Annotated in this window: 19 protein-coding genes and 1 tRNA gene; 10 read left to right on the top strand and 10 right to left on the bottom strand. The window is 70.3% G+C overall.

The window, feature by feature from the left end; genetic code table 11:
* Positions 1-3 precede the first annotated feature (3 nt).
* Together AB0M02_RS12600 and AB0M02_RS12595 are read right to left on the bottom strand one after the other, a co-directional pair.
* Positions 4-1,071 carry a PfkB family carbohydrate kinase gene (locus tag AB0M02_RS12600; protein ID WP_364225211.1) on the bottom strand — a complete coding sequence of 356 codons (1,068 nt, stop codon included), beginning with the start codon at positions 1,069-1,071 and terminating at the stop codon, positions 4-6.
* A 43-nt stretch (positions 1,072-1,114) separates the two neighbouring features.
* Complete coding sequence (locus tag AB0M02_RS12595) at positions 1,115-1,504, bottom strand: hypothetical protein (RefSeq protein ID WP_364225208.1); 390 nt, start codon at positions 1,502-1,504, stop codon at positions 1,115-1,117.
* Between the two features lie 38 nt (positions 1,505-1,542).
* Here AB0M02_RS12595 and AB0M02_RS12590 point away from each other — a divergent pair, with 38 nt between their 5' ends.
* Positions 1,543-2,172 (top strand): maleylpyruvate isomerase N-terminal domain-containing protein, encoded by a 630-nt coding sequence (locus AB0M02_RS12590; protein ID WP_364225205.1) that lies wholly within the window; start codon positions 1,543-1,545, stop codon positions 2,170-2,172.
* Here the strand turns inward: AB0M02_RS12590 and AB0M02_RS12585 are convergent.
* The 3 genes from AB0M02_RS12585 to AB0M02_RS12575 form a co-directional block, all read right to left on the bottom strand.
* On the bottom strand, positions 2,160-2,672 hold the full coding sequence (locus AB0M02_RS12585) for a GAF domain-containing protein (RefSeq protein WP_364225203.1): 513 nt from the start codon (positions 2,670-2,672) through the stop codon (positions 2,160-2,162). The two genes, AB0M02_RS12590 and AB0M02_RS12585, sit on opposite strands and share 13 nt — an antisense overlap.
* A gap of 120 nt (positions 2,673-2,792) precedes the next feature.
* Positions 2,793-3,203, bottom strand: coding sequence for a hypothetical protein (locus AB0M02_RS12580; RefSeq protein ID WP_364225201.1), 411 nt, complete (start codon positions 3,201-3,203; stop codon positions 2,793-2,795).
* Positions 3,204-3,233: 30 nt separating this feature from the next.
* A complete protein-coding gene (locus AB0M02_RS12575; RefSeq protein WP_364225198.1) occupies positions 3,234-4,001 on the bottom strand; it encodes a TIGR02452 family protein in 768 nt (255 codons plus the stop codon).
* An 89-nt stretch (positions 4,002-4,090) separates the two neighbouring features.
* On the opposite strand from AB0M02_RS12575, the gene AB0M02_RS12570 reads away from it, so the two are divergent.
* Genes AB0M02_RS12570 through AB0M02_RS12555 form a run of 4 tightly spaced genes read left to right on the top strand, consistent with a single transcriptional unit; the run spans position 4,091 to position 6,900 of the window.
* The gene (locus tag AB0M02_RS12570) at positions 4,091-4,885 is read left to right on the top strand and encodes an ABC transporter ATP-binding protein (RefSeq protein ID WP_364225195.1); all 795 of its coding nucleotides are present in this window, start codon (positions 4,091-4,093) and stop codon (positions 4,883-4,885) included.
* Positions 4,882-5,874 carry an aliphatic sulfonate ABC transporter substrate-binding protein gene (locus tag AB0M02_RS12565; protein WP_364225192.1) on the top strand — a complete coding sequence of 331 codons (993 nt, stop codon included), beginning with the start codon at positions 4,882-4,884 and terminating at the stop codon, positions 5,872-5,874. The genes AB0M02_RS12570 and AB0M02_RS12565 overlap by 4 nt, the downstream gene beginning before the upstream one ends.
* The gene (locus tag AB0M02_RS12560; protein ID WP_364225189.1) at positions 5,871-6,611 is read left to right on the top strand and encodes an ABC transporter permease; all 741 of its coding nucleotides are present in this window, start codon (positions 5,871-5,873) and stop codon (positions 6,609-6,611) included. Before AB0M02_RS12565 ends, AB0M02_RS12560 begins: the two co-directional genes overlap by 4 nt.
* A 4-nt stretch (positions 6,612-6,615) precedes the next feature.
* Entirely contained in the window at positions 6,616-6,900 is a 285-nt protein-coding gene (locus AB0M02_RS12555) for a hypothetical protein (protein ID WP_364225186.1), read from the top strand.
* A gap of 176 nt (positions 6,901-7,076) precedes the next feature.
* Here AB0M02_RS12555 and AB0M02_RS12550 read toward each other — a convergent pair whose 3' ends face one another.
* Positions 7,077-8,318 carry a ferredoxin reductase family protein gene (locus tag AB0M02_RS12550; protein ID WP_364225183.1) on the bottom strand — a complete coding sequence of 414 codons (1,242 nt, stop codon included), beginning with the start codon at positions 8,316-8,318 and terminating at the stop codon, positions 7,077-7,079.
* A 268-nt stretch (positions 8,319-8,586) separates the two neighbouring features.
* Here AB0M02_RS12550 and AB0M02_RS12545 point away from each other — a divergent pair, with 268 nt between their 5' ends.
* Positions 8,587-9,744 carry a WD40 repeat domain-containing protein gene (locus AB0M02_RS12545; protein WP_364225181.1) on the top strand — a complete coding sequence of 386 codons (1,158 nt, stop codon included), beginning with the start codon at positions 8,587-8,589 and terminating at the stop codon, positions 9,742-9,744.
* Positions 9,745-9,746: 2 nt separating this feature from the next.
* Here AB0M02_RS12545 and AB0M02_RS12540 read toward each other — a convergent pair.
* The 4 genes from AB0M02_RS12540 to galT form a co-directional block, all read right to left on the bottom strand.
* Positions 9,747-9,830 (bottom strand) — tRNA-Tyr (locus AB0M02_RS12540).
* A gap of 98 nt (positions 9,831-9,928) precedes the next feature.
* Positions 9,929-10,930: a TAXI family TRAP transporter solute-binding subunit gene (locus AB0M02_RS12535; RefSeq protein ID WP_364225178.1), complete on the bottom strand. Its 1,002-nt coding sequence runs from the start codon at positions 10,928-10,930 to the stop codon at positions 9,929-9,931.
* Entirely contained in the window at positions 10,927-12,975 is a 2,049-nt protein-coding gene (locus tag AB0M02_RS12530; RefSeq protein WP_364225175.1) for a TRAP transporter fused permease subunit, read from the bottom strand. Before AB0M02_RS12530 ends, AB0M02_RS12535 begins: the two co-directional genes overlap by 4 nt.
* A gap of 119 nt (positions 12,976-13,094) precedes the next feature.
* A complete protein-coding gene (gene galT, locus AB0M02_RS12525; protein WP_364225172.1) occupies positions 13,095-16,475 on the bottom strand; it encodes a galactose-1-phosphate uridylyltransferase in 3,381 nt (1,126 codons plus the stop codon).
* A 209-nt stretch (positions 16,476-16,684) separates the two neighbouring features.
* Here galT and AB0M02_RS12520 point away from each other — a divergent pair, with 209 nt between their 5' ends.
* Genes AB0M02_RS12520 through AB0M02_RS12505 form a run of 4 tightly spaced genes read left to right on the top strand, consistent with a single transcriptional unit; the run spans position 16,685 to position 20,885 of the window.
* Positions 16,685-17,992 (top strand): extracellular solute-binding protein, encoded by a 1,308-nt coding sequence (locus AB0M02_RS12520; RefSeq protein WP_364225169.1) that lies wholly within the window; start codon positions 16,685-16,687, stop codon positions 17,990-17,992.
* Positions 17,993-18,051: 59 nt separating this feature from the next.
* The gene (locus AB0M02_RS12515) at positions 18,052-19,026 is read left to right on the top strand and encodes a sugar ABC transporter permease (protein WP_364225166.1); all 975 of its coding nucleotides are present in this window, start codon (positions 18,052-18,054) and stop codon (positions 19,024-19,026) included.
* Positions 19,027-19,854, top strand: a complete 828-nt coding sequence (locus tag AB0M02_RS12510; RefSeq protein ID WP_364225164.1) for a carbohydrate ABC transporter permease — start codon at positions 19,027-19,029, stop codon at positions 19,852-19,854.
* 14 nt (positions 19,855-19,868) lie between these two features.
* Complete coding sequence (locus AB0M02_RS12505) at positions 19,869-20,885, top strand: LacI family DNA-binding transcriptional regulator (RefSeq protein WP_364225162.1); 1,017 nt, start codon at positions 19,869-19,871, stop codon at positions 20,883-20,885.
* Positions 20,886-20,922: the final 37 nt, after the last annotated feature.

Raw genomic sequence — 20,922 nt, 5'->3', positions numbered from 1 at the left:
GGGTCACACGTCGACGGCTTGGGCGTCGGACAGGCGGGCGATGGTGGCGGTGGCCCGGTGGACGGCGTTGCGGCGGCCCGGCGGGATGACGTCGTCGAGGAACGCGTAGCGGCGGGCCAGCTCGGCTTCGGTGGACTCGCTGTGATGGCGGGCGGCGGTCTGGCGGACGGCCTGCCACCAGTCGGCGATGTCGCCCCAGCCGGGGGCGGAGAGCGAGCCTCCGAAGTGCTGGACGGAGAGGGAGGCGACGAGGTTGGCGAACGCGACCCGGTCGGCGAGGGGCCAGCCGCCCAGGGTGCCGGTGATGAAGCCGGCGGTGAAGACGTCGCCGGCGCCGGTCGGGTCAAGAGCCTCAACGGGCACGCCGGGCGCGGTCGCCACCTCACCCGTGCCCGAGTCGATCGCGAGCGCGCCGTCGTGCCCGTTCGTCACCACGACGACCGGCACCAGGCCGGACAGCTTGTCGAGTGCCTGTTGCGGCGAGTCGGTCCGGGTGTAGCGCATCGCCTCGACCGCGTTGGGCAGGAACGCGTGGCAGTCCTCCAGGGCGCTGAGCACGTCGCAGGACCACTGGTCGGTCTCGTCCCAGCCGACGTCGGCGAAGACGAGTGTGCCCTCGGCCCGCGCCCGGTGCACCCAGCCCGTGCCGGTCCCGGCCAGGCTCACCGCCGCGCTGCGGGCCGCCGGCAGGCCGTTGACCAGACCGTCCTCGTCGGTCGGCAGCGGGTGCCCGTGCGTGATCATGCTGCGGTCCCGGTCGTACGCCAACGAGACGGTGACGGGCGAGTGCCAGTCGTCGACGCGCCGCGAGGCGGACAGGTCGATGCCCTCCTGGCGGCTCAGGACGCGGTGGCAGAACTCTCCATAGGCGTCTGAGCTGAGGGCGGTGCCGAGCCCGGTGTGCAGGCCGAGCCGGCTCGCGGCGACGGCCAGGTTGGCGACGCCGCCGGGGCAGGAGCCCATCCCCGCCGCCCACACCTCGGTGCCGGGCTCGGGCAGCTCACGGAGGCCGGTGAAGATGACGTCGAGATACACCACCCCCGGCACGAACAGGTCGAGCTGTCCAGCCATTGGCCGATCTTACCCCCGTCCCCATAGGTCAGGTAGCGATTGATCACCGAGTGTGACGCAGGTCGGCGTGTGCCGCACGCAGGGTGTCGGCGGCCCGGTCGGTGCCGGGCGGCCGGATCTCATCGATCAGGCGCCACGCCTCGTCGAGGGCCACCGACAGCTCACGGATGCGGCCGGCGTGCTGGCGGCGCACGTCCTCCCGCACTTTCTCGATCCGGCGCATCCACCCGTCAGCGGAAGGCCCGGACGGCGCGGGCGGCGCGGGACCCTCGCCGGGGACCGGCACGATCGCGGCGATCGGGCGCCCGCCGTCGACCACGACCGTCACCTGACCGGTGAGCCCGGTCACCCGGACGAGTTGCTGGAACCGCAGGCGGGCCTCGGCGACCGAGAGCTCGATGCGGCGGCGGATCGGCGCTGCTGGTTCTCCCATGCCGCGATGATGCCGCCGGGGTATGACACTTTTACGAGATGACGATCACCGCCGCAGACATCCGCACCTCGGTCGCCCTCGCACTGGACACCCTGGAGAAGGGCGCCGAGCTCGACTGGGAGCAGCCCGCGGGCACCCTGAGCTGGACAGTCCGGGAGACCGTCGACCACATGGCCGACGACCTTTTCGCGTACGCGGGACAGCTCTCGCCGGAGAGGGAGCCGCTTTCGGCGTACGTCCCCTTTCTCTGGACCCGGCGCCCCGACGGCCCGGCACTGACCGTCCGGGCTGACCCGAAGGACGGCGCAGCCGGACTTCTGCAGGTGCTGGACGCCTCCGGTGGCCTGCTCGCCGCCCTCGTGGAGATCCGCCCGCCGCAGCGCCGCGCCTACCACCCGATGGGCGTCTCCGACCCGGAGGGCTTCGCCGCGATGGGCATCGTCGAGGTCCTGGCGCACACGCACGACGTCGCCACCGGTCTGAGGCTGCCCTGGACGCCGCCCGAGGATCTCTGCGACCGGGTCCTGCGGAGACTGTTCCCGCACGCGCCGGCGGGCACGGACCGGTGGGCCACCCTGCTCTGGGCGACCGGCCGCGGCGACCTGCCCGGGCACGCGCGGCTGACCTCCTGGCGCTGGCACGGCGAACCCCGCGTTCAGAACCGATAGGCCGCCAGCAGCCGCGCCGACTTCTCGGCCCCGTCGGCCAGCACCGCCAGGTCCACATCGGTGAAGATCCGGGGACGGGTGTCGATCACGCAGTGCGCGCCCAGCGTCACCCCGCCCCGGCCGAGAAGCGGCACCCCGAGATAGCTCCGCAGCCCCGACGACTGCAGGAACGGGTTGCCCGAGTGGCGCGGGTCCGACCGGCCGTCGGTCACGCAGTACGGCTCACCGGCCAGCACCGTGTGGGCGCACATCGACCACTCCGCAGGCGTGCCCCGCGACTCGGCCACCCACTGCAGTGCCATCGTGCCGTACGAACCGAGGATCAGCTGAACGCTGTCCAGGAGCACCGAGACCAGCGCGACCGGCGCGTCGAGCAGGGTGGCGCTGCGCTGTGCCACCGCGTCCAGGCTGGTACGCAGATCGGCGTTGTCCAGGTCGTACTCGGCGACCGCCCGCATGCGTGCCGGATCGCCGAGCTGGTCGAACAGATCGGTGTTCACGTCGGCTCCTCCGCGAGGTGGACTTGCTCCCGGCATCCCGCACTACTCCCGTCGGCACGGCATGGGCGCTGCTGAGGCATCATCCGACAACGGGACAAAGAGCGCGAATCCGCCGACTGATCAGAGGCGCCGGGACACCGGAGTGATCCGGAGCCGCCGCAGGAACGGGAGGAACGGATCCCCGAACGTCCGGGCGGCCGTGTTCAGCAGCAGCGCCAGCGCGACCATCCCGACCGCCGGCATCCCGATCAGCATCGCGACCACCGAGCCCGCCAGGCCGCTCCACACCATGACCCGCAACCCGATGTCCGCCACCGGGATGCCGCTCGGGCGCTCCCGGGTCCAGACCGGCAGGAACGACGAGGCGAGCGCCAGCGCCACCGCACCCAGCACCGCGGCCCCGACGAGGAACGCCTGCGGCCAGTGGAAGTGCCGGCCGAGCGCGTAACCGCCGGACAGGACGACGCCGAACCAGACTTTCGCCAGGGCCCATCGCCCGAAGCGGACCACGAGGTCGTCGCCCGTCGTCATGAGAATCTCCCAACGAGGGAAAGCCTCAGCCTACCCGCGAAAACGCGCCCGGAATGCCGCCCGCATCTCATCGCGCCGGTCGAAAATCGCGAAGACCACCAGGTCGAAGTGCGGGACGGCCCGGAGTGCCACGGCGAACGCCTCCGCCACCTCCGCCGGGTCGTTGCCGAACACCCCGCAGCCCCACGCGCCCAGGACGAGATCGCGATGCCCGTGCGCGGCTGCCACGGCCAGGACCCGGGTCGCGCGGCGGGTCAGCACGGCCGGCACCTCCGGCAGCGCCGCCGGCTCGTTGCGAGCGATCATCGCCCGGTTGGGCGCCGCCGCGGTGAGGAACGAGGTGAGGTAGGGCTCCGGGAGCAGCGTCCCGCTGTCGTCCCGGATGATCGGGACACCAGGCGAGTAGATGACCCGGTCCGTGTACAGCAGGCTGCGCTGATGTGCGTAGAAGTCACCGGCTGCGAGCAGCGACGGATACAGCGCCGAGCTGCGGGCGAGGCTCTCCTCCTGCGCCTGGGCGCCGTTGCGGAAGCCGCCGCCGGGCTTGCGGGCGGAGGCGAAGTTCAGGGAGGCGGCGCCGGGACCGAGCCGGCGTGCCGCGGCCAGGGTGGACTCCCCGGTGACCTCGACGATCGCCGTCGCCGGGCCCGGGAACGCGGGCAGCGGGTCCGCCGGCTGGTAGAGGCGCGTCCCGGCAACCGATGCCGCCACCGCCTCGGCGATGTCGGCACCGTCATAACCACCGCGTTCCACGATGGAGATCGTCTCCGCGGCGATCTCGCGCAACCTCTCCCTCATGTGCACGATCATCGGCGATCGGCCCGCGCGGTTCCAGCGATTTGGAACACCCTAGTAAACATGTAGGATATGTAGGTAAGCTGCGCGCCATGACCGCCGTACCCCTTGATCTTTCCGGCGTCGGCAAGGACTTCACCACGAGTGGGCGCCGGCGCGGTGTGCTCGCCGGCGTCGACCTTTCGGTCGCCGCCGGCGAGGTTGTGGCCCTGTTGGGTCCGTCGGGGTGCGGCAAGTCGACATTGCTGCGGCTTGCGGGTGGGCTGGAAAAGCCAACCACGGGAGAGGTACGCGTAAACGGCACCGAAGTCACGGGGATCGACTCCCGGTGCGCTGTGGTGTTCCAGGAACCTCGCCTGCTCCCGTGGCGGACGCTGGAGCGCAACGTCGCCTTCGGACTCCCGCGCGGCACCACGGGCCGGCAGGGCCGGGCCGAGGTCGCGCACTGGCTCGACGTCGTCGGGCTCGCCGACTTCGCCAAGCACCGCCCCCGCCAGGTTTCCGGTGGCATGGCGCAGCGGGCCGCCCTGGCCCGCGCTCTCGCCCGGCGGCCCGGCGTGCTGCTGCTGGACGAGCCGTTCGCGGCGCTGGACGCGCTGACCCGGCTGCGCATGCAGGACCTGCTGGTCGAGGTGCAGCGCGAAGCCGGAACGACCGTGCTGCTGGTGACCCACGACGTGGACGAGGCGCTGCACCTGGCCGACCGGGTCGTGCTGCTCGGCGCCACCGAGCCGGGCGGGCCGGCCGGAATCAGGCTGACCCTCGACGTCCCCGGCGAGCGGCCGCGCGACCGGGGCGACGCCGGGCTGGCCGCCCACAAGGTCTCGCTGCTCTCTGAACTCGGAGTGCATCCCGTTCGCGAACTGGAAGGAACCACCCGGATATGAGGATCATGCGCGCGGTGCTGGCGGCTGCGGCCTCGGCGGCCCTGCTGACCGGTTGCGTCCAGGGGGAGGACGAGCCCGCCGAGAAGGCCGGTGCCACCCTGCGGCTCGACTACGCGTACTACAACCCGGCCAGCCTGGTGCTCCGCGAGCAGAAGTGGCTGGAGACCGGCCTGGCCGCGCGGAACGTGACGGTCACCTGGCAGCTCTCGGCCGGCAGCAACAAGGCGAACGAGGCCCTGCGCGCCTCGGCGATCGATGTCGGCTCCACGGCCGGAGTGGCGGCCCTGGTGGCCCGGGCGAACGGCTCGCCGATCAAGACGATCGACGTGTTCAGCCAGCCGGAGTGGGCCGCGATCGTGGTGCCGAAGGACTCGGCGATCACGAACGTGGCCGGGCTCAAGGGCAAGCGGATCGCCGCCACCAAGGGCACCGACCCGTACTTCTTCCTTCTCCAGGCCCTGGACGAGGCGGGGCTGAAGCCGAGCGACGTCACGGTGACGAACCTGCAGCACGCCGACGGAAAGACCGCCCTGGAACGCGGTGACGTCGACGCCTGGGCCGGGCTCGACCCACTGATGGCGACGTCCGAGGTGGACGCCGGCTCCAAGCTGATCTACCGCAACGTGGCGTTCAACTCGTACGGCGTGCTCAACGCCCGTGAGGCCTTCCTGACCGAGCACGCGGACCTGGCCCAGGCCGTGGTCGACGCGTACGAGCGCGCCCGTCAGTGGATCAAGGACAACCCGGACGAGGCGGTGAAGCTGTATGCGCGGGAGGCCAAGATCACCGAGGCCGTGGCGAAGACGGTGCTCACCGAGCGTACGCGCCTGGATGTCGACCCGGTCCCCGGCGCCGCGCAGCGTGCCGTCTTCGAGAAGATCCTGCCGGTGCTGGTCGCCGACGCCAACGTGAAGAGCGAGGCGGACGCCAGGGCCGCGATCGACACGCTTTTCGAGCCGAGGTACGCGACCGCGCGGAGCGCTTCGTGACCCTTCGCAGGTTGCCGGCGGTGGGTCTGATCCTGCCGCTGGTGCTCCTCGCCGGATGGCAGTTGTCGGCCTCGGCCCAGCTGCCACCGCCGAGCGAGGTGATCGCGGCCCTCGGTGAGCTCGGCCGGCGCGGCGAACTCTGGCACCACCTGGCGATCAGCACGCAACGGGTGCTGATCGGCTTCGCCGCCGGGTCGGCCCTCGGGCTGGCGCTCGGCGGGCTGGTGGGGCTCTCGCGTACCGCAAGCGCCGCCCTGTCACCCACCGTCCAGGCGATCCGGGCCGTCCCGTCGCTCGCCTGGGTGCCGCTGCTCCTGCTCTGGCTGGGCATCGGCGAGACCCCGAAGATCGTGCTGGTGGCGATCGGGGCGTTCTTCCCCGTCTACACCACGGTCTCGGCTGCGCTGTCCCACATCGACCCGCACCTGGTGGAGGTCGGCCGCGCGTACGGCCGATCCGGCATCCACCTGCTCGCGTCGATCCTGTTCCCGGCCGCGACACCGGCGATCCTGTCCGGTCTGCGGCTGGGGCTGGCCCAGGGCTGGCTGTTCCTGGTCGCGGCGGAGCTGATCGCCTCGTCGATGGGCCTGGGCTTCCTGCTGATCGACAGTCAGAACACCGGCCGCACCGACGTCATGCTGCTGGCGATCATCCTGCTGGCGGTGCTCGGCAAGCTCAGCGACACCGCCCTCGGCCTCGGCGAGCACCGGCTGCTGGCGTCCTGGTCTAGGGTCTGACCCTGTGGAACACGAGGAACTGCTGCTGGTCGCCGTGGTGGAGATGGCCGACGGCCACGTCGAGGCCGGCCGCCGTTACGAGGACGCCGTGCTGGCTCTGCTGGGCCGGCACGGCGGCAAGCTCGAACGGCGCCTGCGCGAGGACAGCGGCACCGAGGTCCACGTGATCCGCTTCGCCGGCCGCGCCGGCCTCGGCACCTTCATGGCGGACCCGGAGCGGCAGGCGCTGCGCTCCGCTCTGGGCGAAGCCGCACCCACCACTCGGGTCCTCGAGGTCCGCGACATCTAGCCGCCGTCCCGATCCCGTAGGGGCGGCGATCCATCCACGATCCGAACCAGGGGCCGGACGGAACCTGCTGCTTGGGGCGTGAGGCCCCGCCCGGCTCAGCCCATGCTGCTCCCGGCCGCTCTCGATTCGCTATCAGACCTCTGTCACGCGGCCGGTCTTCTTTCACGCGGCTTCTTTCACGCGGCCAGGCGGAACCGTTCCGCGTGCACCTGCCGGGACGGGACCCGCAGTCGCCGCAGGCTCTCCACCACGGTGTCGGTCAGCGCCGCCGGCCCGCAGATGAAGACGTCCCGCTCGGCGACGTCCGGCACCAGCGCCTGCAGGTTCTCCGGCCGGAACGGCTGGTTGGACGGCCCCGTCGGCCCGGTGATCACGTGCAGCCGCGCGCCCCTGCCCCGGGCCAGGTTGCGCAGCTCACCGAGCAGCACCGCGTCGTCGGCGTTGCGAACCCGGTAGAGCACGACCACGTCCCCGCCGATCTCCGGATCCTCCAGCAGCGACCGGATCGGCGTGATCCCGATACCCCCCGCGATCAGCAGCGTCGCTGCCCGCGAACGCTGGTCCAGGGTGAAGGCACCGTACGGCCCCTCGGCGAACACCCGCGACCCGACGCTGAGATCTCGCAGCCCTCTGCTGGTGGTGCCGATCCCCTTGGCGGTGAGCCGCAGCGACCGCCCGTTCGGCGCCGCCGACAGCGAGAACGGATTCACCTGCCACCACCGGTTGTGCCCCGGGAACCGCCACAGGAAGAACTGCCCGGCCCGAGCCGGCAGGCGATGCAGATCGCGCCCCGTGACATGCACCGAGACCACGTCGTCGGACTCCGGCACCACCGCCGCCACCCGGAACCGGTGCCGCGCGTTGCGGACCAGCGGCACGATCACCCGCCCGGTGAGCAGCGCACCCAGGGCGAACGCCCAGAGACCCCACCAATAGATCTTGGTGCCGAGGTTGATGGCGAAGGCGGTTCCCTCGTACACCTGGTGGATCACACCGAGGACCACGACGGCGTAGAGCAGGAAGTGCACCGCGTGCCAGGCCTCGTAGGACAGGCGGCGGCGCGCGATGCGTACGGAGAGCGCCACCACCAGCACGATCAGCCCCACCGCGATCATCCCGAGCAGCACCGGAACCTGCTTCGACAGCGTCACCGCCGTCTTCAGCACCGGCACCCCGTCGTACTGCGCGAACCCGGTGATCACAAACGACGGGTGGAGTACCGCCAGCCAGAACACGGTGAACCCGGTCCACCGGTGCCAGCTGGTCAGCCGATCCATGCCGAACGCCCGGTCGAGCAACGGCAGCCGGGCGATCAGCAGCAGCTGCACCACCATCGTGAAGGCGAGATAGAGCCCCAGCATCCGCCCGATCGACCCGAGCAGGTTGTGCGCCGGCGGCCCCGCCAGCTGAAACAACACCTGTACAACAGCAACGTTCACAAGAAGAAAAGCCCAGAGCGCCACACGCACGAACTGAGCGGATCGTCGGACGGTGATTGCCTGCGGGTGGGTTACGGCGGTCATCCCGATCTCCCCTGCCTGAGCAACGGTGTACAGGGTGTACCACAATTGTCACGCTCCGGTTCACCACACACACCCTCCGCAAGGACAGACCGCCGACCCGTGCCGAACGGTCACGCCGATCGCGTTCGTCAGCACGGCAATCACCGTCGCCTTCAACCGGGGCATGGACGAGGCCGACCGCCTCAGCAGCATCGTCGCCGCCGCAGTCTCCATGGCCGCCCTGGGTGCGACCCTCGCGTTCGGCCTCCGGAAGGGTACGCAGGACGAGCCGGCGTCGCGCTTGCGCACCGCGCTCGGCGCCCTGGCGTTCGTCCTGCTCGCGGTCATCGCGGTCGCCGCGCCGATCATGGTGGTCCCCCGGGTCTGGGCAGCCGATCCCGCACCCGACAAAACGGGACCGCAGTCAACGCCCTCAAGCGCCGGCATATCACCGGCCCCTCCCCGGCAACTCCGCTGGAACCCACCGGAACTGTGGACGAACGCGGCTGACGAGATATCGGCTCTCGCGCTCTCCCCCAACGGCCGCCTGGTGGCGGCCGGCGACAGCGGCGGTTTCGTCTGGGTCTACGACCTGCGCACCGCCGACCTCGTCCGGGAAATAAGAGCCGACTCCGACTACATCGAGGACGTGACCTTCACGCCGGACGGCACGACGCTGGCGGCCGCCGGCTGGGACAAGAAGATCAGGCTCTACACGACAGCTGACTGGTCGACGGCGGGAGCCATCAGCGAGTTCCGCACCACGGTGAAGGAGATCACGTACTCCGGCAACGGCGACTCGATCGCCGCTCTCAGCGGCGACGAGATCAAGATCATCGATGTTGGCCCGCGGGCGGTGTACGACACCGTCGAGGACGTCGAAAAACTGAAGTCGATGACCTTCATCGACAGTGAGGAGACGCTCCTCGTCGCCGACCTGCGTTCGGTCCGGCTGTGGGACGTCGACGCCGAGCAGTACACCAGGACGTTGTTCAGTGGAACAGGCGTGGTCCGGGAGATCCATGCCTCGCCCGATCGGCGGTACTTCGGCATCAGCGGTTACGGCTCGGACTCCCCGCGCATCCGCGACACCCGAACCGGTGAGGTGGTCCGGCTCGACGGCCAGCCCGCGTCCCAGGGCGAGATTGCCTTCTCCGCGCACACGAACCTCGTCGCGGTCGAGAGCGAGGACAGCATCGTGGTGTGGGACCTGCCGTCCGGCCACGTCCTCGACACCCTCGACCTGGGCGACGTCAATCTGGACGCCCTCGAGTTCGGCCCCGGCGACACCATCATCGCCGGCTGCAGCGACCATGTGGTCCGCGTCTGGACCCCGGAGTGACGTGCGGGCGGCAGGATTCGAACCTGCTCAGCGCTGAGGCAACCGGTTTACAGCCGGGTCCGACTCTCCGTCGTCGGCGCGCCCGCAAGCAACGGCCGCCCGTCCCCGAGCGGGGACGGGCGGGTTGGAATCGGTGGGTTACGCAGCAAAAACTAGTGCCGCCCACCCCGGACCGGCAACGGATTTACTGTGGCGCCCCCAGGTCGTCCAGGGCCTTCGCCGCGCCCCGGTGCACGGTCACCGGGGACGTCTTGCGGGCGGTCTCCGTGCTGATCTCCTTGGCCGCCGCGTTCGCCTGCTCCAGCTGCGCCTTGCGGTCGAACAGCGTCTTGGTCAGCGCGCACGCCACGTTCGCGTCCAGGTTGTCGCGGACGAGCAGGAAGTTCGGTACGATGATGGTCTTCACGTCCGCCGCCGTGCCGTACGCCGCGGCCGGGACCGTGCCCTCCTGGTAGACCTCGTTGATCTTCTGCATCTCCGGCAGGAGCGGGGTGATGTCGAGGAACTCGACCTGGTCCTTCTGCGTGGTGAGCAGGTCGGTGATGCCCGGCGTGGGCAGGCCGCCGGACCAGAACAGCGCGTCGATCGTGCCGTCCTTCATGCCGTCGACGGTCTTCGTGAGGTCCAGCTTCTGCGCCTGGACGTCACTCTCCGGCTTGAGCCCGGCCGCCGTCAGGATCCGGTTGGCGATCACCTCGGTGCCGGACTTCGGCGAGCCGGTGGAGACGCGCTTGCCCTTCATCCCGGCGACGTCCTTGATCCCGGCGGCCTTGCGGACGATCACCTGCGTGTAGTTCGTGTGGATCCGGGCCAGCGCCGCGACCGGCTGCTTGCCGGTGAAGCTGCCGGTGCCGTTGACCGCGTCGGCCGCGGTGTCGGCGAGGGAGAACGCCACGTCGTACGTGCCGGCCACCAGCTGCTGGATGTTCTGCACCGAGGCGCCCGTCTCCGACGCGGTGGCCTGCAGGTTGCCGCCCACCGCGTTGATCTGCTCGGCGTACGCGTTCCCCAGCGCGAAGTACACACCGGTCGCGTTCCCGGTCGCGATGCCGATCCGGGTCGACTGACCGACCTCGCAGGTGACGTCGCCGCCGGTGTCCTGCGCGGCGCTGTCCTGTTTGCCGCCGCAGCCCGCGCCGGCCACCGCCAGCGCACCGGCCAGGGTGATGCCCAGTATGCGTCTCATGCTTCCTCCCGTGAACGAAACCGTGAACGAAACCGCGAACGAGCCCGTGGACGATTTGGTTGGACCCTCGCCAGCACGGCGGCCACGACGAGGGCGATCACACCGGCGATCACGGCCGGCAGCTCCAGGTAGAGCAGCAACAGCCCGGCCAGGCCGGCGAGCACCCGGCTCGGGACACCGGCCGGGCCGACACCCGGGAACCACGCCCCGGTCGCGACGGCCAGGCCCAGCACGGCCAGGGCAGCGACCGCGGTGGTCCACACGACGTCCAGGAACGGGCCGCGGGCCAGCAGGTACTCCCCGTTGCTGGTCAGCACGAACGCGATCGGTGCCAGGAACGCCGGCAGCGCGTACTTCAGTGCCTGCCACATCGTCGCGATGGCCCGCCCGCCGGTGATCGCGCTGGCGCCGACGGCCGCCAGTGCCGTCGGCGGCGTGACCTCGGAGAGCACCGAGTAGTAGAAGACGAACATCGCGGCCGCCGGCGCCGGCACACCGAGCGTCAGCAGTGCCGGCCCGATGATCACCCAGCCGATGATGAAGCTGGCCGTGACCGGCACCGCGAGACCCAGCAGGGCGAGCGCGAACGCCGCCAGCACCACGGTCAGCGCCAGCACCGCCTGTGGGTTGTCGGTGATCGCCTGTGCCCCGCTGACCAGCAGCGACGCGAGCTGCGCGCCGAGGCCCGTCTTGGTCGTGGTGGCGGTGATGATGCCCGCCGCGGTACAGACGGCGACCACCGGCAGCACGCCGCGCACCCCCGCCGACAGCGCCGCGAAGATCCTCGGCGGGGTGAGCCACGACCGCCGGTCCAGGAACGACAGCGCCCCGGCCAGGATCGTCGCGTACACCACCGAACGGGTGGCCGACTCCCCCAGCGCCAGCAGCACGACGATGACCACGAGCGACGAGAAGTGGTACCCGAACCGGCCCAGCAGCCGCCACGCGCTGGTCGCCGGCGCCTCGATCGCGCGTACCCCGAACCGCCGGACGTCGATCTCCACGGCGAGCAGGATGCCCAGGTAGTAGAGGACGGTCGGAATCATCGCCCAGCCGAGCACGGTCAGGTAGGAGACGTTCAGGTACTCCGCGACGATGAACGCGGCCGCACCCAGCGTCGGCGGCGAGAGGATCGCGCCGACACCGGCCGCGGCCAGCATGCCACCGGCCTGCTCCCGCGGATACCCGGCCTTCTTGAGCATCGGCCACGTCACCGCGCCGACGCTGACCGCGGTAGCCGTACCCGATCCGGAAACCGTGCCCAGCAGAAAGCCGGCGGCGACAGCGGTGCGCCCCGCCGCACTCCGCGACCTGCGAAACGCGGCGACCGAGAGGTCGACGAAGAACCGGCTCGCCCCCGACAGATCCAGCACCGCACCGTAGATCGTGAACAGCACGATGTACGTAGCCGCCACATCCAGCGGCGTCCCGTAGAACCCGCTCCCCGAGTTGTAGAGCGCGTCCACGATCTGCGCGAAGTCGAGCCCCGAGTGCGCCACCGGCCAGTGCTGCGGCAGCAGTCCACCGTAGTAGCCATATCCCAGGAACAGCAGGCACACGACCGGCAGCGCCCACCCCGTCGTCCGCCGGCAGGCCTCGATCACCAGCACCAGCAGCACCGCACCGAACACCACATCAACCGGTTCGAGCAACCCCTGCCGGTCCAGGAACGCGTTGTAGCCGCCGGCAAACGGATTCACCGGGTACAGGCAAACCAGCAGAGCGACACCGGCCAGGATCCAGTCGGTCACGCCAGGCGCTTCCCGGCCTTTCCCAAACCCTGATTTGTACGCGAGAAAGCACAGCGGCAGTGTCCCCGCCAGAAAAATGATCAGGTAATACTGGCTGCCCTGCGCCAGCGGCCGGAACACCTGCCACAACACCAGCAGCGCCACCCCGAACGCCACCACGGCGACGAACGTCCCGACCCACCCGGCAAGCTCCCGAGCAGGCCTCTCCTCCTCGTCGTAATGCACCGCCTCAGGCACATCCAACGTGGACGCCCGAGGTGGGTCGTCGACATCAGGAGATCGATCATCACCCATGAAACGACCGTACTATGCCACCCCCGTCCTGTTAACGATCATCGCCCCGAGGGATGACGGCCCCAACCCCCGCGTGTGGATTTGGGGTGCGCTGCGCACCCTAAATCCACACACGGGGTTCAGCCGACGTCGCGCAGGCGGGCGGCGGTCTTCTCCGGGGTGGTGTCGCTGATCCAGGCGGCCATCGCGGATTCGACGCCGGCCAGATATTTCAGCTTGCCGGGGGCTCGCAGCACCGAGAAGACCTGCAGGTGCAGGCGGAACAGGTCGCGGCCGGAGTGGACCGGGGCCTGGTGGACGCCGGCGATGTAGGGCAGGGGGTCGGGGCCCGGGAAGAAGCGGTCCAGGCGGCCCAGGACGTCGAGGTAGACGCGGGCCAGGTCGTCTCGTTCCGGGGCGGTCAGTTCGGCCAGGTCGGCCACGTCGCGGTGCGGGGCGAGGTGGACCTCGACCGGCCAGCGGGCCGCGGCCGGGACGTAGGCGGTCCAGTGTGCGGAGGAGGTGACCACGCGGGTGGTGGCTCGGCGTTCGGCTTCGAGGATGTCGCGGAACAGGTTGCGGCCGGTGGTCTCCCGGTGGTGGCGGGCCATCTCCAGCATGCGGGCGGTCTTCGGGGGGATGAACGGGAAGGCGTAGATCTGGCCGTGCGGGTGGGGCAGGGTCACGCCGATCTCGCGGCCCCGGTTCTCGAAGATGAAGACGTGTTCGACGCCGGGTTGTCTGCCCAGTTCGGCTGTGCGGTCGGCCCAGGCTTCGATGACGGTGCGGGCGCGGTGGGGGGTCAGGCTGCCGAAGGACCCCTGCGGGGCCGAGGAGAAGCAGACCACTTCGGTACGCCCGGTGGCGGGTCGCGCCGGCCACAGAGGGTCGTCGTCGACCAGGGAGTCAGCGCCGCCGTTGCGTGGGGAGAAGGCGGGGAAGCGGTTCTCGAAGACGACCACGTCGTAGTCGGCCTCGGCGATCTCGGTGGGGAACCCGCCCGGTGTGGTGGGTGCGAGCGGGTCCTGGTCGGCGGGTGGCAGGAAGGTGCGGTCGTTGCGGTGCGAGGCCATGGCGATCCACTCGCCGGTCAGCGGGTCGTAGCGGACCTGGGCGCCGCCGCGCAGCACGTCCTCGGCGGGCGGGAGGGGGCGGGTGTCGACGGCGTCGCGGGAGACGTAGGGCTCCGTGTCGTCGAAGTAGATGATCTCCCGTCCGTCGGCCATGGTGCGGACGGTCTTGCGGACCCGGTGTTCGGGGGGCGGTTCGGTGGCGATCGCGCGGTACACCAGTTCGACGCGGTCGACGGCGAGCAGCTGGTTGTCGACCGCGGCCAGGCGCTCGTGCGCCTCCGGGGGCAGGTGGACCGGGGAGCCCGCGGCCAGCGGCAGCAGGTGCAGGGTGACCTCGGCGCCGGGGCGGTAGCCCGCGTCGATCAGGTTGACCGTCCAGCGTGAACCGTCCCAGAACCGGTCGGTGACGGTGGTGCCGTCGATGCGCAGCTCGCCGGCGTCACCGGCCCAGAAGATCCGCAGCAGCGGGTCGCGGTCCGGGTCGGCGGCGTCGGCGGGCAGGTCGAGCCGGTAGACCGCGGCCAGTTCGTCGAAGAGGTCGGGCACGGGGGCGGACGGGCGGCCGTCGTGCTTGCCGTAGGTGACGGGGACCGTGACCGCCGCCGGGCGTACCGGCGTGGCGGGTACGGTCACGGTCCCCGGCTGAGCCGTGGGCGCCACGGCCAGCGGGTGGAAAGACCTGGTGGAGATGTCGTATGCCCGTACGCTCGCATCTGAAACGGCCTTGACCGTCACCTGGCCGGAAGCGTCCCACTGAAGCTCGTGCTCGCTGATCAGAAGCCGGCGGCCGCCGTCCTCCGCGACCCAGGCCGAACCGGCCGCCTCGGCCGGGAGGACGAGCACGTCGACGACGCCCGTGTCGGTGCCCAGCCGGATCGGCGTCAGACCGGGAGTGATCTCCTGCGCCTGGATCTCGCCGTCGATGACCACCGCCAGCTCGGGCGCGATGCCCGCGTCGGCGACCAGCACCACCGTGGGCACCGCACCCGGCAGCAGGGTCAGCGCGGTGGCGGTGGCCCAGGCGATCCGGACGCCGCCGGCGGTGAGGTTGACCGGCCAGCGCGCGAGGGTGCCGGGCGGGATGTCGACGGGCTTCGACGGGAACTCGATCTCGGTGTCGCCGAGGGTGACCCGGAAGCGGGCGCCGCGGTAGACCGGGAGCGGGAAATGCGGCTGGTGCCAGGAGAGGAAGACGAAACCGCTCTCCCCGTCGCTGCGCAGCGCCCACCGAAGGGTCGTGTCGTCCTCGACGCCGCTGGGGCGCACGTCGGGCAGGCTGGACGGCATCCGGGCGAGCCGGTCGCCGAACGCGGCGAGGAACGCGTGCTGGCGGCGCAGCGCGGCGTGACTCGCCGCCAGGGTCCCGGCCTCGCCGATCGGGGCGTGGAAGTCGTAGCCGAGGCGCGGCATGTCGTTGGGATAGCCGGTGGCGTGTGACTCCTGCATGTCCGGGCCGGGGTTGGTGCCGCCGGTGTACATGTAGTAGCCCTGCCAGGCCGACCCGTTGCCGATCTTGCAGTGGGCGATGGCGGCGACGTCGAGGGCCTCGGGCCGGGGCCGGCGGTGGTACGCCGTGGCCATGCCCCCGCCCAGCTCGCACGTCGCCGGCGGGAACAGCTCGGACGGGGTGCGCGGGCCGCCGGTCGCCGCCTCGATGGCCTGGGCGCGCCGCACGTCGGCGCCGATGCCCGCGTCGTCCCAGACGTGCGAGAAGAAGTAGTGGTCGCGGAAGGTCGGGTCCCACGGGGCGTCGGCGTCGACCCAGAAGCCGTCGCCGTAACCGCCGTAGAGGGGCAGCACCTCGTCCTCGGGGAGGTCGGCGCCGCCCCAGGCGGTGGCGGTCCAGAGGGGTGCATTCAGCCCCGCCTCGCGAGCCAGCTTCTTGAGGGTGACCAGGTGCTGGGGCTGGTCGTAGAGTTCGTTCTCCAGCTGGATGCCGATGACCTTGTCGACGTTGTGCAGCTCTTGTCCGATTTGCCGGAACCACTCCGCGACGAGGCCGAGATACGCCGGGTCGTCGGTGCGGTGACGGACTTCTGCCTGCTGGACCCAGTCGGGGAAGCCGCCGTTGCGGGACTCCCCGTGACACCACGGGCCGATCCGGAGCACGACGTCGAGTCCGGTCTCGACCGCCAGGTCGACGAACGCGGCCACGTCCAGGTTGCCGTCGAAGCGCACCTCGCCCCGGCGCGGCGAGTGGTGCAGCCAGAAGATGTAGCTGGCCACCACCGTGACGCCGCCCGCCTTCATCTGCCGCAGGCGCTCCGCCCACCGGTGCCGAGGCACCCGGCTGTAGTGCATCTCGCCGGAGACCGGCACGACCGGGCGGCCGTCGCGGATCAGGAAACGGTTCGTCAGCGAGAGCCCCGGCCGCGCGTCCTCCTCGTTGCTCATCCGCGGCCGGAGCAGCGGCGTCGCCCAGGGTTGGTGGCGAACGGAGAGCGGCATGGGATCAGCTCCTTGCAACTTGACTGTAACCGGTCACAGCCCGGCGAGCCCGAACGATACACAGGCGTAACGGGTGGGATGCAAGGGCTTGACACATCGCCGTAACAGCAGCACTGTAACCGGTCACAGGGGCCGACCGAGGTGAATGCCTTCCGGCGGCCTCCCCCACGGCTTTCCGTCCCCCGGCCGAAGCCGATCAAGGAGGATCGATGAAGACAAAATTCGCCCCACTTGTGGCCGCATTGACTTTGTTCGCCGTCACCGCCTGCTCCAGCTCTGACTCCGACTCGTCCACCCAGCAGGAGGAACCGACCGGACCGGTCGCCCTGACCTACTGGAGCTGGGCGCCGAACATGGACAAGGTCGTCGCGGCCTGGAACGCCAAGAACCCGAACATCCAGGTGACCGTCAACAAGCAGGACGGCGGCGACCCGGCCGTCACCAAGCTGCTCACCGCGATCAAGGCCGGCAGCGGCGCGCCCGACATCATGCAGGCCGAGTACCAGAAGATCCCCACTCTGGTCTCGTCCGACGCGATCGTCGACATCGCCGCCGAGGTCGGCTCGGTCAAGGACAAGTTCCCGGAGGGTGCCTGGAGCGGCGTCACGCTCGGCTCGGAGGCCGTCTACGGCGTGCCGCAGGACTCCGGCCCGCTGATGTTCTTCTACCGCTCCGACGTGTTCGACAAGAACGGCCTGCAGGCCCCGAAGACCTGGGACGACTACGCGGCGGCCGCCGAGAAGATCCACAAGGCGAACCCGAAGCAGTACCTCGGCACGTTCTCGTCCAACGACCCGGGCCTGTTCGCCGGTCTCGCCCAGCAGGCCGGCGGGTCCTGGTGGGGCGTGAAGGGCGACGCGTGGAGCGTCAACATCAACGAGCCGAACACCCAGAAGGTCGCCGCGTACTGGGGCGGGCTCGTGGAGAAGGGCGTCATCGACAACAAGCCGATGTACACGCCGGAGTGGAACGCCGCGCTCAACGACGGCACCCAGGTCGGCTGGGTCAGCGCGGTGTGGGCGCCGGGCGTGCTCGAGGGCAGCGCCAAGGACACCAAGGGCAAGTGGAAGGCCGCCACGATGCCGCAGTGGGACGTCGCGGCGCCCGCGACCGGTAACTGGGGCGGTTCGGCCACCAGCGTGACGACCCAGTCCAAGTACAAGAAGCAGGCCGCCCAGTTCGCCACCTGGCTGAACACCGACCCGGAGGCGCTGAAGCTGCTGGCCGGCACGGCCAACGTCTACCCCGCTGCCAACGACGCCGCGAGCGTGCTGACCTCGCCGCCCGCGTTCTTCTCGGACCAGCCGGACTTCTACACGATCGCCGGTGAGGCCGCGAAGGTCACCAAGCCGTTCACGTACGGCCCGAACGTCAACGTCGCGTACAACGCGTTCAACGACGCCTTCGGCAAGGCCGCCGAGTCGAAGAAGGCCACCGCCTTCACCGAGGGTCTGGCCACCATGCAGCAGACGACGGTCGACGACCTGAAGAACACCGGTTTCACCGTCGCCGGATGACGCTTCGAGTCCCGGGCGGGTTCCGTCCCGCCCGGGACTGATACAGGAAGGCTTCGGCGATGTCGCTGATCACCCCAGCTCGCAGAACCACCGCCACCGCGCAGGCTCCGGCGGCACAGTCCCGGCCGGCACCCCGGCGCAGCGGCACACCCTGGATGTTCCTGGCCCCGGCCATCGTGCTCTTCGTACTCTTCCTGGCCGCGCCGATCGTCTACGCCGGTTACCTGAGCCTACGTAAGGTCCAGGTCAGCGGGCTGGGTCTCGGCGCGAAGTCCCGCACCGAGGTGTGGGCGGGGCTCAGCAACTACGCCCGGTCGCTCACCGATCCGGAGTTCCTGCCGAGCGTGCTGCGGGTCGGCGCCTACGGCCTGATCGTCGTGCCGACCATGCTCGGGCTGGCTCTGCTGATGGCGTTGCTGCTGGACGCGAACCGGACACGGGAGTCGATCGGCAAGTTCGCCCGAATTTCGATCTTTTTACCGTACGCGGTACCCGCCGTCGTCGCCTCCCTGCTCTGGGGCTTCCTCTACCTTCCCCGGGTCAGCCCGTTCAACGACGCGCTCGAGGCGCTCGGCCTGCCGGCGCCGAACCTGCTCTCCAACGACCTGACGCTCTGGGCCGTCGCGAACATCGCGGTCTGGGGCGGCGTCGGCTTCAACATGATCGTCATCTACACGGCGCTGCGGGCCGTTCCGACCAGCCTGTACGAGTCGGCCCGCATCGACGGCGCCTCGGAGACCGCGATCGCCTGGCGCATCAAGATCCCGATCGTGATGCCGTCGCTCGTCATGACGTTCGTCTTCTCGCTGATCGCCACGCTGCAGGTCTTCGCCGAGCCGATGACGCTGCGGCCGCTCGCGAACACCATCTCGACGACATGGACGCCGCTCATGAAGGTCTACCGGGACGCGTTCACCCGCAACGACATCTACGCGGCTGCCGCCACCTCGGTGATCATCGCCCTCGCCACGTTCATCCTGTCCTTCGGCTTCCTGAAGCTCGTGGGCCGCCGAGCCTTCAACCAGGAGGACTGAATGAAGCGCTCCCCGCTCGCCACCACGCTGCTGCTCCTGGGCGCGGCGTACTGCCTGCTGCCGGTCCTCTGGGTGCTGATCGCCTCGACCAAGAGCGCGGGCGAGTTGTTCAGCACCTTCACCCTGTCGCCCAGCACCCACCTGCTCGACAACATCGTCGAGCTGGCCGGTTACCGCGAGGGCCTGTACTGGCGATGGATGGCCAACACCGCCCTGTACGCCGGGGTCGGTGCCGCCGCCTCCACCTTCATCTCGGCGATGGCCGGGTACGCGCTGGCCAAGTTCGAGTTCCGCGGCAAGAGTCTCGTCTTCAACGTGATCCTGGCCGGCGTCCTGGTACCCGGCGTCATCCTGGCCATCCCGCAGTACCTGCTGCTGGCCAAGGTCGGCATGACCAACACCTACTGGGCGGTGCTGCTGCCCAGCTTCATCAGCCCGTACGGCATCTACCTGGCCCGGATCTTCGCGGCCGCGTCGGTGCCCACCGAGATCCTGGAGGCGTCCCGCATCGACGGGGCCGGCGACTGGCGCACCTTCGCCCGGGTGGTGATGCCGATGATGCGGACCGGCCTGGTCACCGTCTTCCTCTTCCAGTTCGTAGCGATCTGGAACAACTTCATGCTGCCGTACATCATGCTGGGCAACGACAAGCTGTACCCGATCACGGTCGGCCTCAACGGGCTGCTCAACCAGGGCGCCAACCAGCCGGCGATGTACACGTCGGTGATCACCGGTGCGCTGATCTCGATCATCCCGCTCGTCGCCCTGTTCCTCGCCCTGCAGCGCTACTGGCAGGTCGACCTGGCCGCCGGCGGCGTGAAGGCGTGACTATGATCCCGAACGTGTCGCGCAAACGCCCCACCATCCGCGACGTCGCTCGCGAGGCCGGGGTGTCCTACGCGACGGTGTCGAGGGTGCTCAACGGGCGTGACTGGGTCAGCCCCGAGGCCGTCCGCGCCGTCCGCGACGCCATCGCCCGCACCGGTTACACCGCCAACCAGCACGCTCGCTCGCTGGCGACCGGCCGGTCGGGGTCGATCGCGTTCCTGCTGACCGAGCCGCAGCACCTGCTCTTCGAGGACCCGAACTTCTCGGTGCTGCTGCGCGGCGTGGCGCAGGCGCTCTCCGACCGGCAGCTGACGCTGATCCTGATGATCGCGTCGACACCGGAGGAGCGCAGCCGGACCATCGCGTACCTGGCCGGCGGCCACGTCGACGGCGTGCTGCTGGTGTCACCGCACTCGGGCGACCCGCTGCTGCGGCAACTGGTCCAGGCCGAGGTCCCGATCGTGGCCTGCGGCCAGGTCCTCGGCTTCGAGGACACGATCAGCTCGGTGTCGGCCGACGACTGGGGCGGTGCCCGGAGCGCGGTCGAGCACCTGCTCGCGGCCGGGTGCCGGCGGATCGCCACGATCACCGGGCCGCAGGACACGTTCGGCGGCGTGTTCCGTCTGCGCGGCTACTCCGACGCGCTGGCCCTCGCCGGCATCGCGGTCGATCCCGCGTACGTGGTGCACGGTGACTGGAGCCGGGAGAGCGGCGCGGCCGGGATGCGTACGCTGCTCGACCGGGTTCCGGAGGTGGACGCCGTCTTCGCCGCCTCCGACGCGATGGCCGCCGCCGCGCTGCCGGTGCTGCGCGAGGCCGGGCGGGACGTCCCGTCCGACGTCAGAGTCGTCGGGTTCGACGACTCGGGGCTGGCCGCCACCACCGAACCGCCGCTCACCACCGTGCGGCATCCACTGATGCGCATCAGCGAGGAGATGGTCCGTCTCCTCACCGATGTGATCGCGGGGCGTACGCCCCTTTCCATCACCGTGCCCACCAGCCTGGTGATCCGCTCCTCCTCCCCAGCCTGAGCACCTCCGCTCTGAAGGCCCCTCATTTCGTCCCTTG

It is taken from the genome of Actinoplanes sp. NPDC051861, from assembly GCF_040681145.1.
In the GTDB taxonomy this organism is placed as follows: Bacteria; Actinomycetota; Actinomycetes; order Mycobacteriales; family Micromonosporaceae; genus Actinoplanes.
The sequence above is the reverse complement of the archived record's forward strand: the minus strand, read 5'-3'. Positions and strand labels throughout refer to the sequence as shown.

What these genes read in the sequence shown, in the direction of transcription:
- AB0M02_RS12600 (WP_364225211.1), bottom strand. Translation starts at nt 1,071, where the DNA reads ATGGCTGGACAGCTCGACCTGTTCGTGCCGGGGGTGGTGTATCTCGAC.
- AB0M02_RS12595 (WP_364225208.1), bottom strand. Translation starts at nt 1,504, where the DNA reads ATGGGAGAACCAGCAGCGCCGATCCGCCGCCGCATCGAGCTCTCGGTC.
- AB0M02_RS12590 (WP_364225205.1), top strand. Translation starts at nt 1,543, where the DNA reads ATGACGATCACCGCCGCAGACATCCGCACCTCGGTCGCCCTCGCACTG.
- AB0M02_RS12580 (WP_364225201.1), bottom strand. Translation starts at nt 3,203, where the DNA reads ATGACGACGGGCGACGACCTCGTGGTCCGCTTCGGGCGATGGGCCCTG.
- AB0M02_RS12575 (WP_364225198.1), bottom strand. Translation starts at nt 4,001, where the DNA reads ATGAGGGAGAGGTTGCGCGAGATCGCCGCGGAGACGATCTCCATCGTG.
- AB0M02_RS12570 (WP_364225195.1), top strand. Translation starts at nt 4,091, where the DNA reads ATGACCGCCGTACCCCTTGATCTTTCCGGCGTCGGCAAGGACTTCACC.
- AB0M02_RS12565 (WP_364225192.1), top strand. Translation starts at nt 4,882, where the DNA reads ATGAGGATCATGCGCGCGGTGCTGGCGGCTGCGGCCTCGGCGGCCCTG.
- AB0M02_RS12545 (WP_364225181.1), top strand. Translation starts at nt 8,587, where the DNA reads ATGGACGAGGCCGACCGCCTCAGCAGCATCGTCGCCGCCGCAGTCTCC.
- AB0M02_RS12535 (WP_364225178.1), bottom strand. Translation starts at nt 10,930, where the DNA reads ATGAGACGCATACTGGGCATCACCCTGGCCGGTGCGCTGGCGGTGGCC.
- AB0M02_RS12530 (WP_364225175.1), bottom strand. Translation starts at nt 12,975, where the DNA reads ATGGGTGATGATCGATCTCCTGATGTCGACGACCCACCTCGGGCGTCC.
- galT (WP_364225172.1), bottom strand. Translation starts at nt 16,475, where the DNA reads ATGCCGCTCTCCGTTCGCCACCAACCCTGGGCGACGCCGCTGCTCCGG.
- AB0M02_RS12520 (WP_364225169.1), top strand. Translation starts at nt 16,685, where the DNA reads ATGAAGACAAAATTCGCCCCACTTGTGGCCGCATTGACTTTGTTCGCC.
- AB0M02_RS12515 (WP_364225166.1), top strand. Translation starts at nt 18,052, where the DNA reads ATGTCGCTGATCACCCCAGCTCGCAGAACCACCGCCACCGCGCAGGCT.
- AB0M02_RS12510 (WP_364225164.1), top strand. Translation starts at nt 19,027, where the DNA reads ATGAAGCGCTCCCCGCTCGCCACCACGCTGCTGCTCCTGGGCGCGGCG.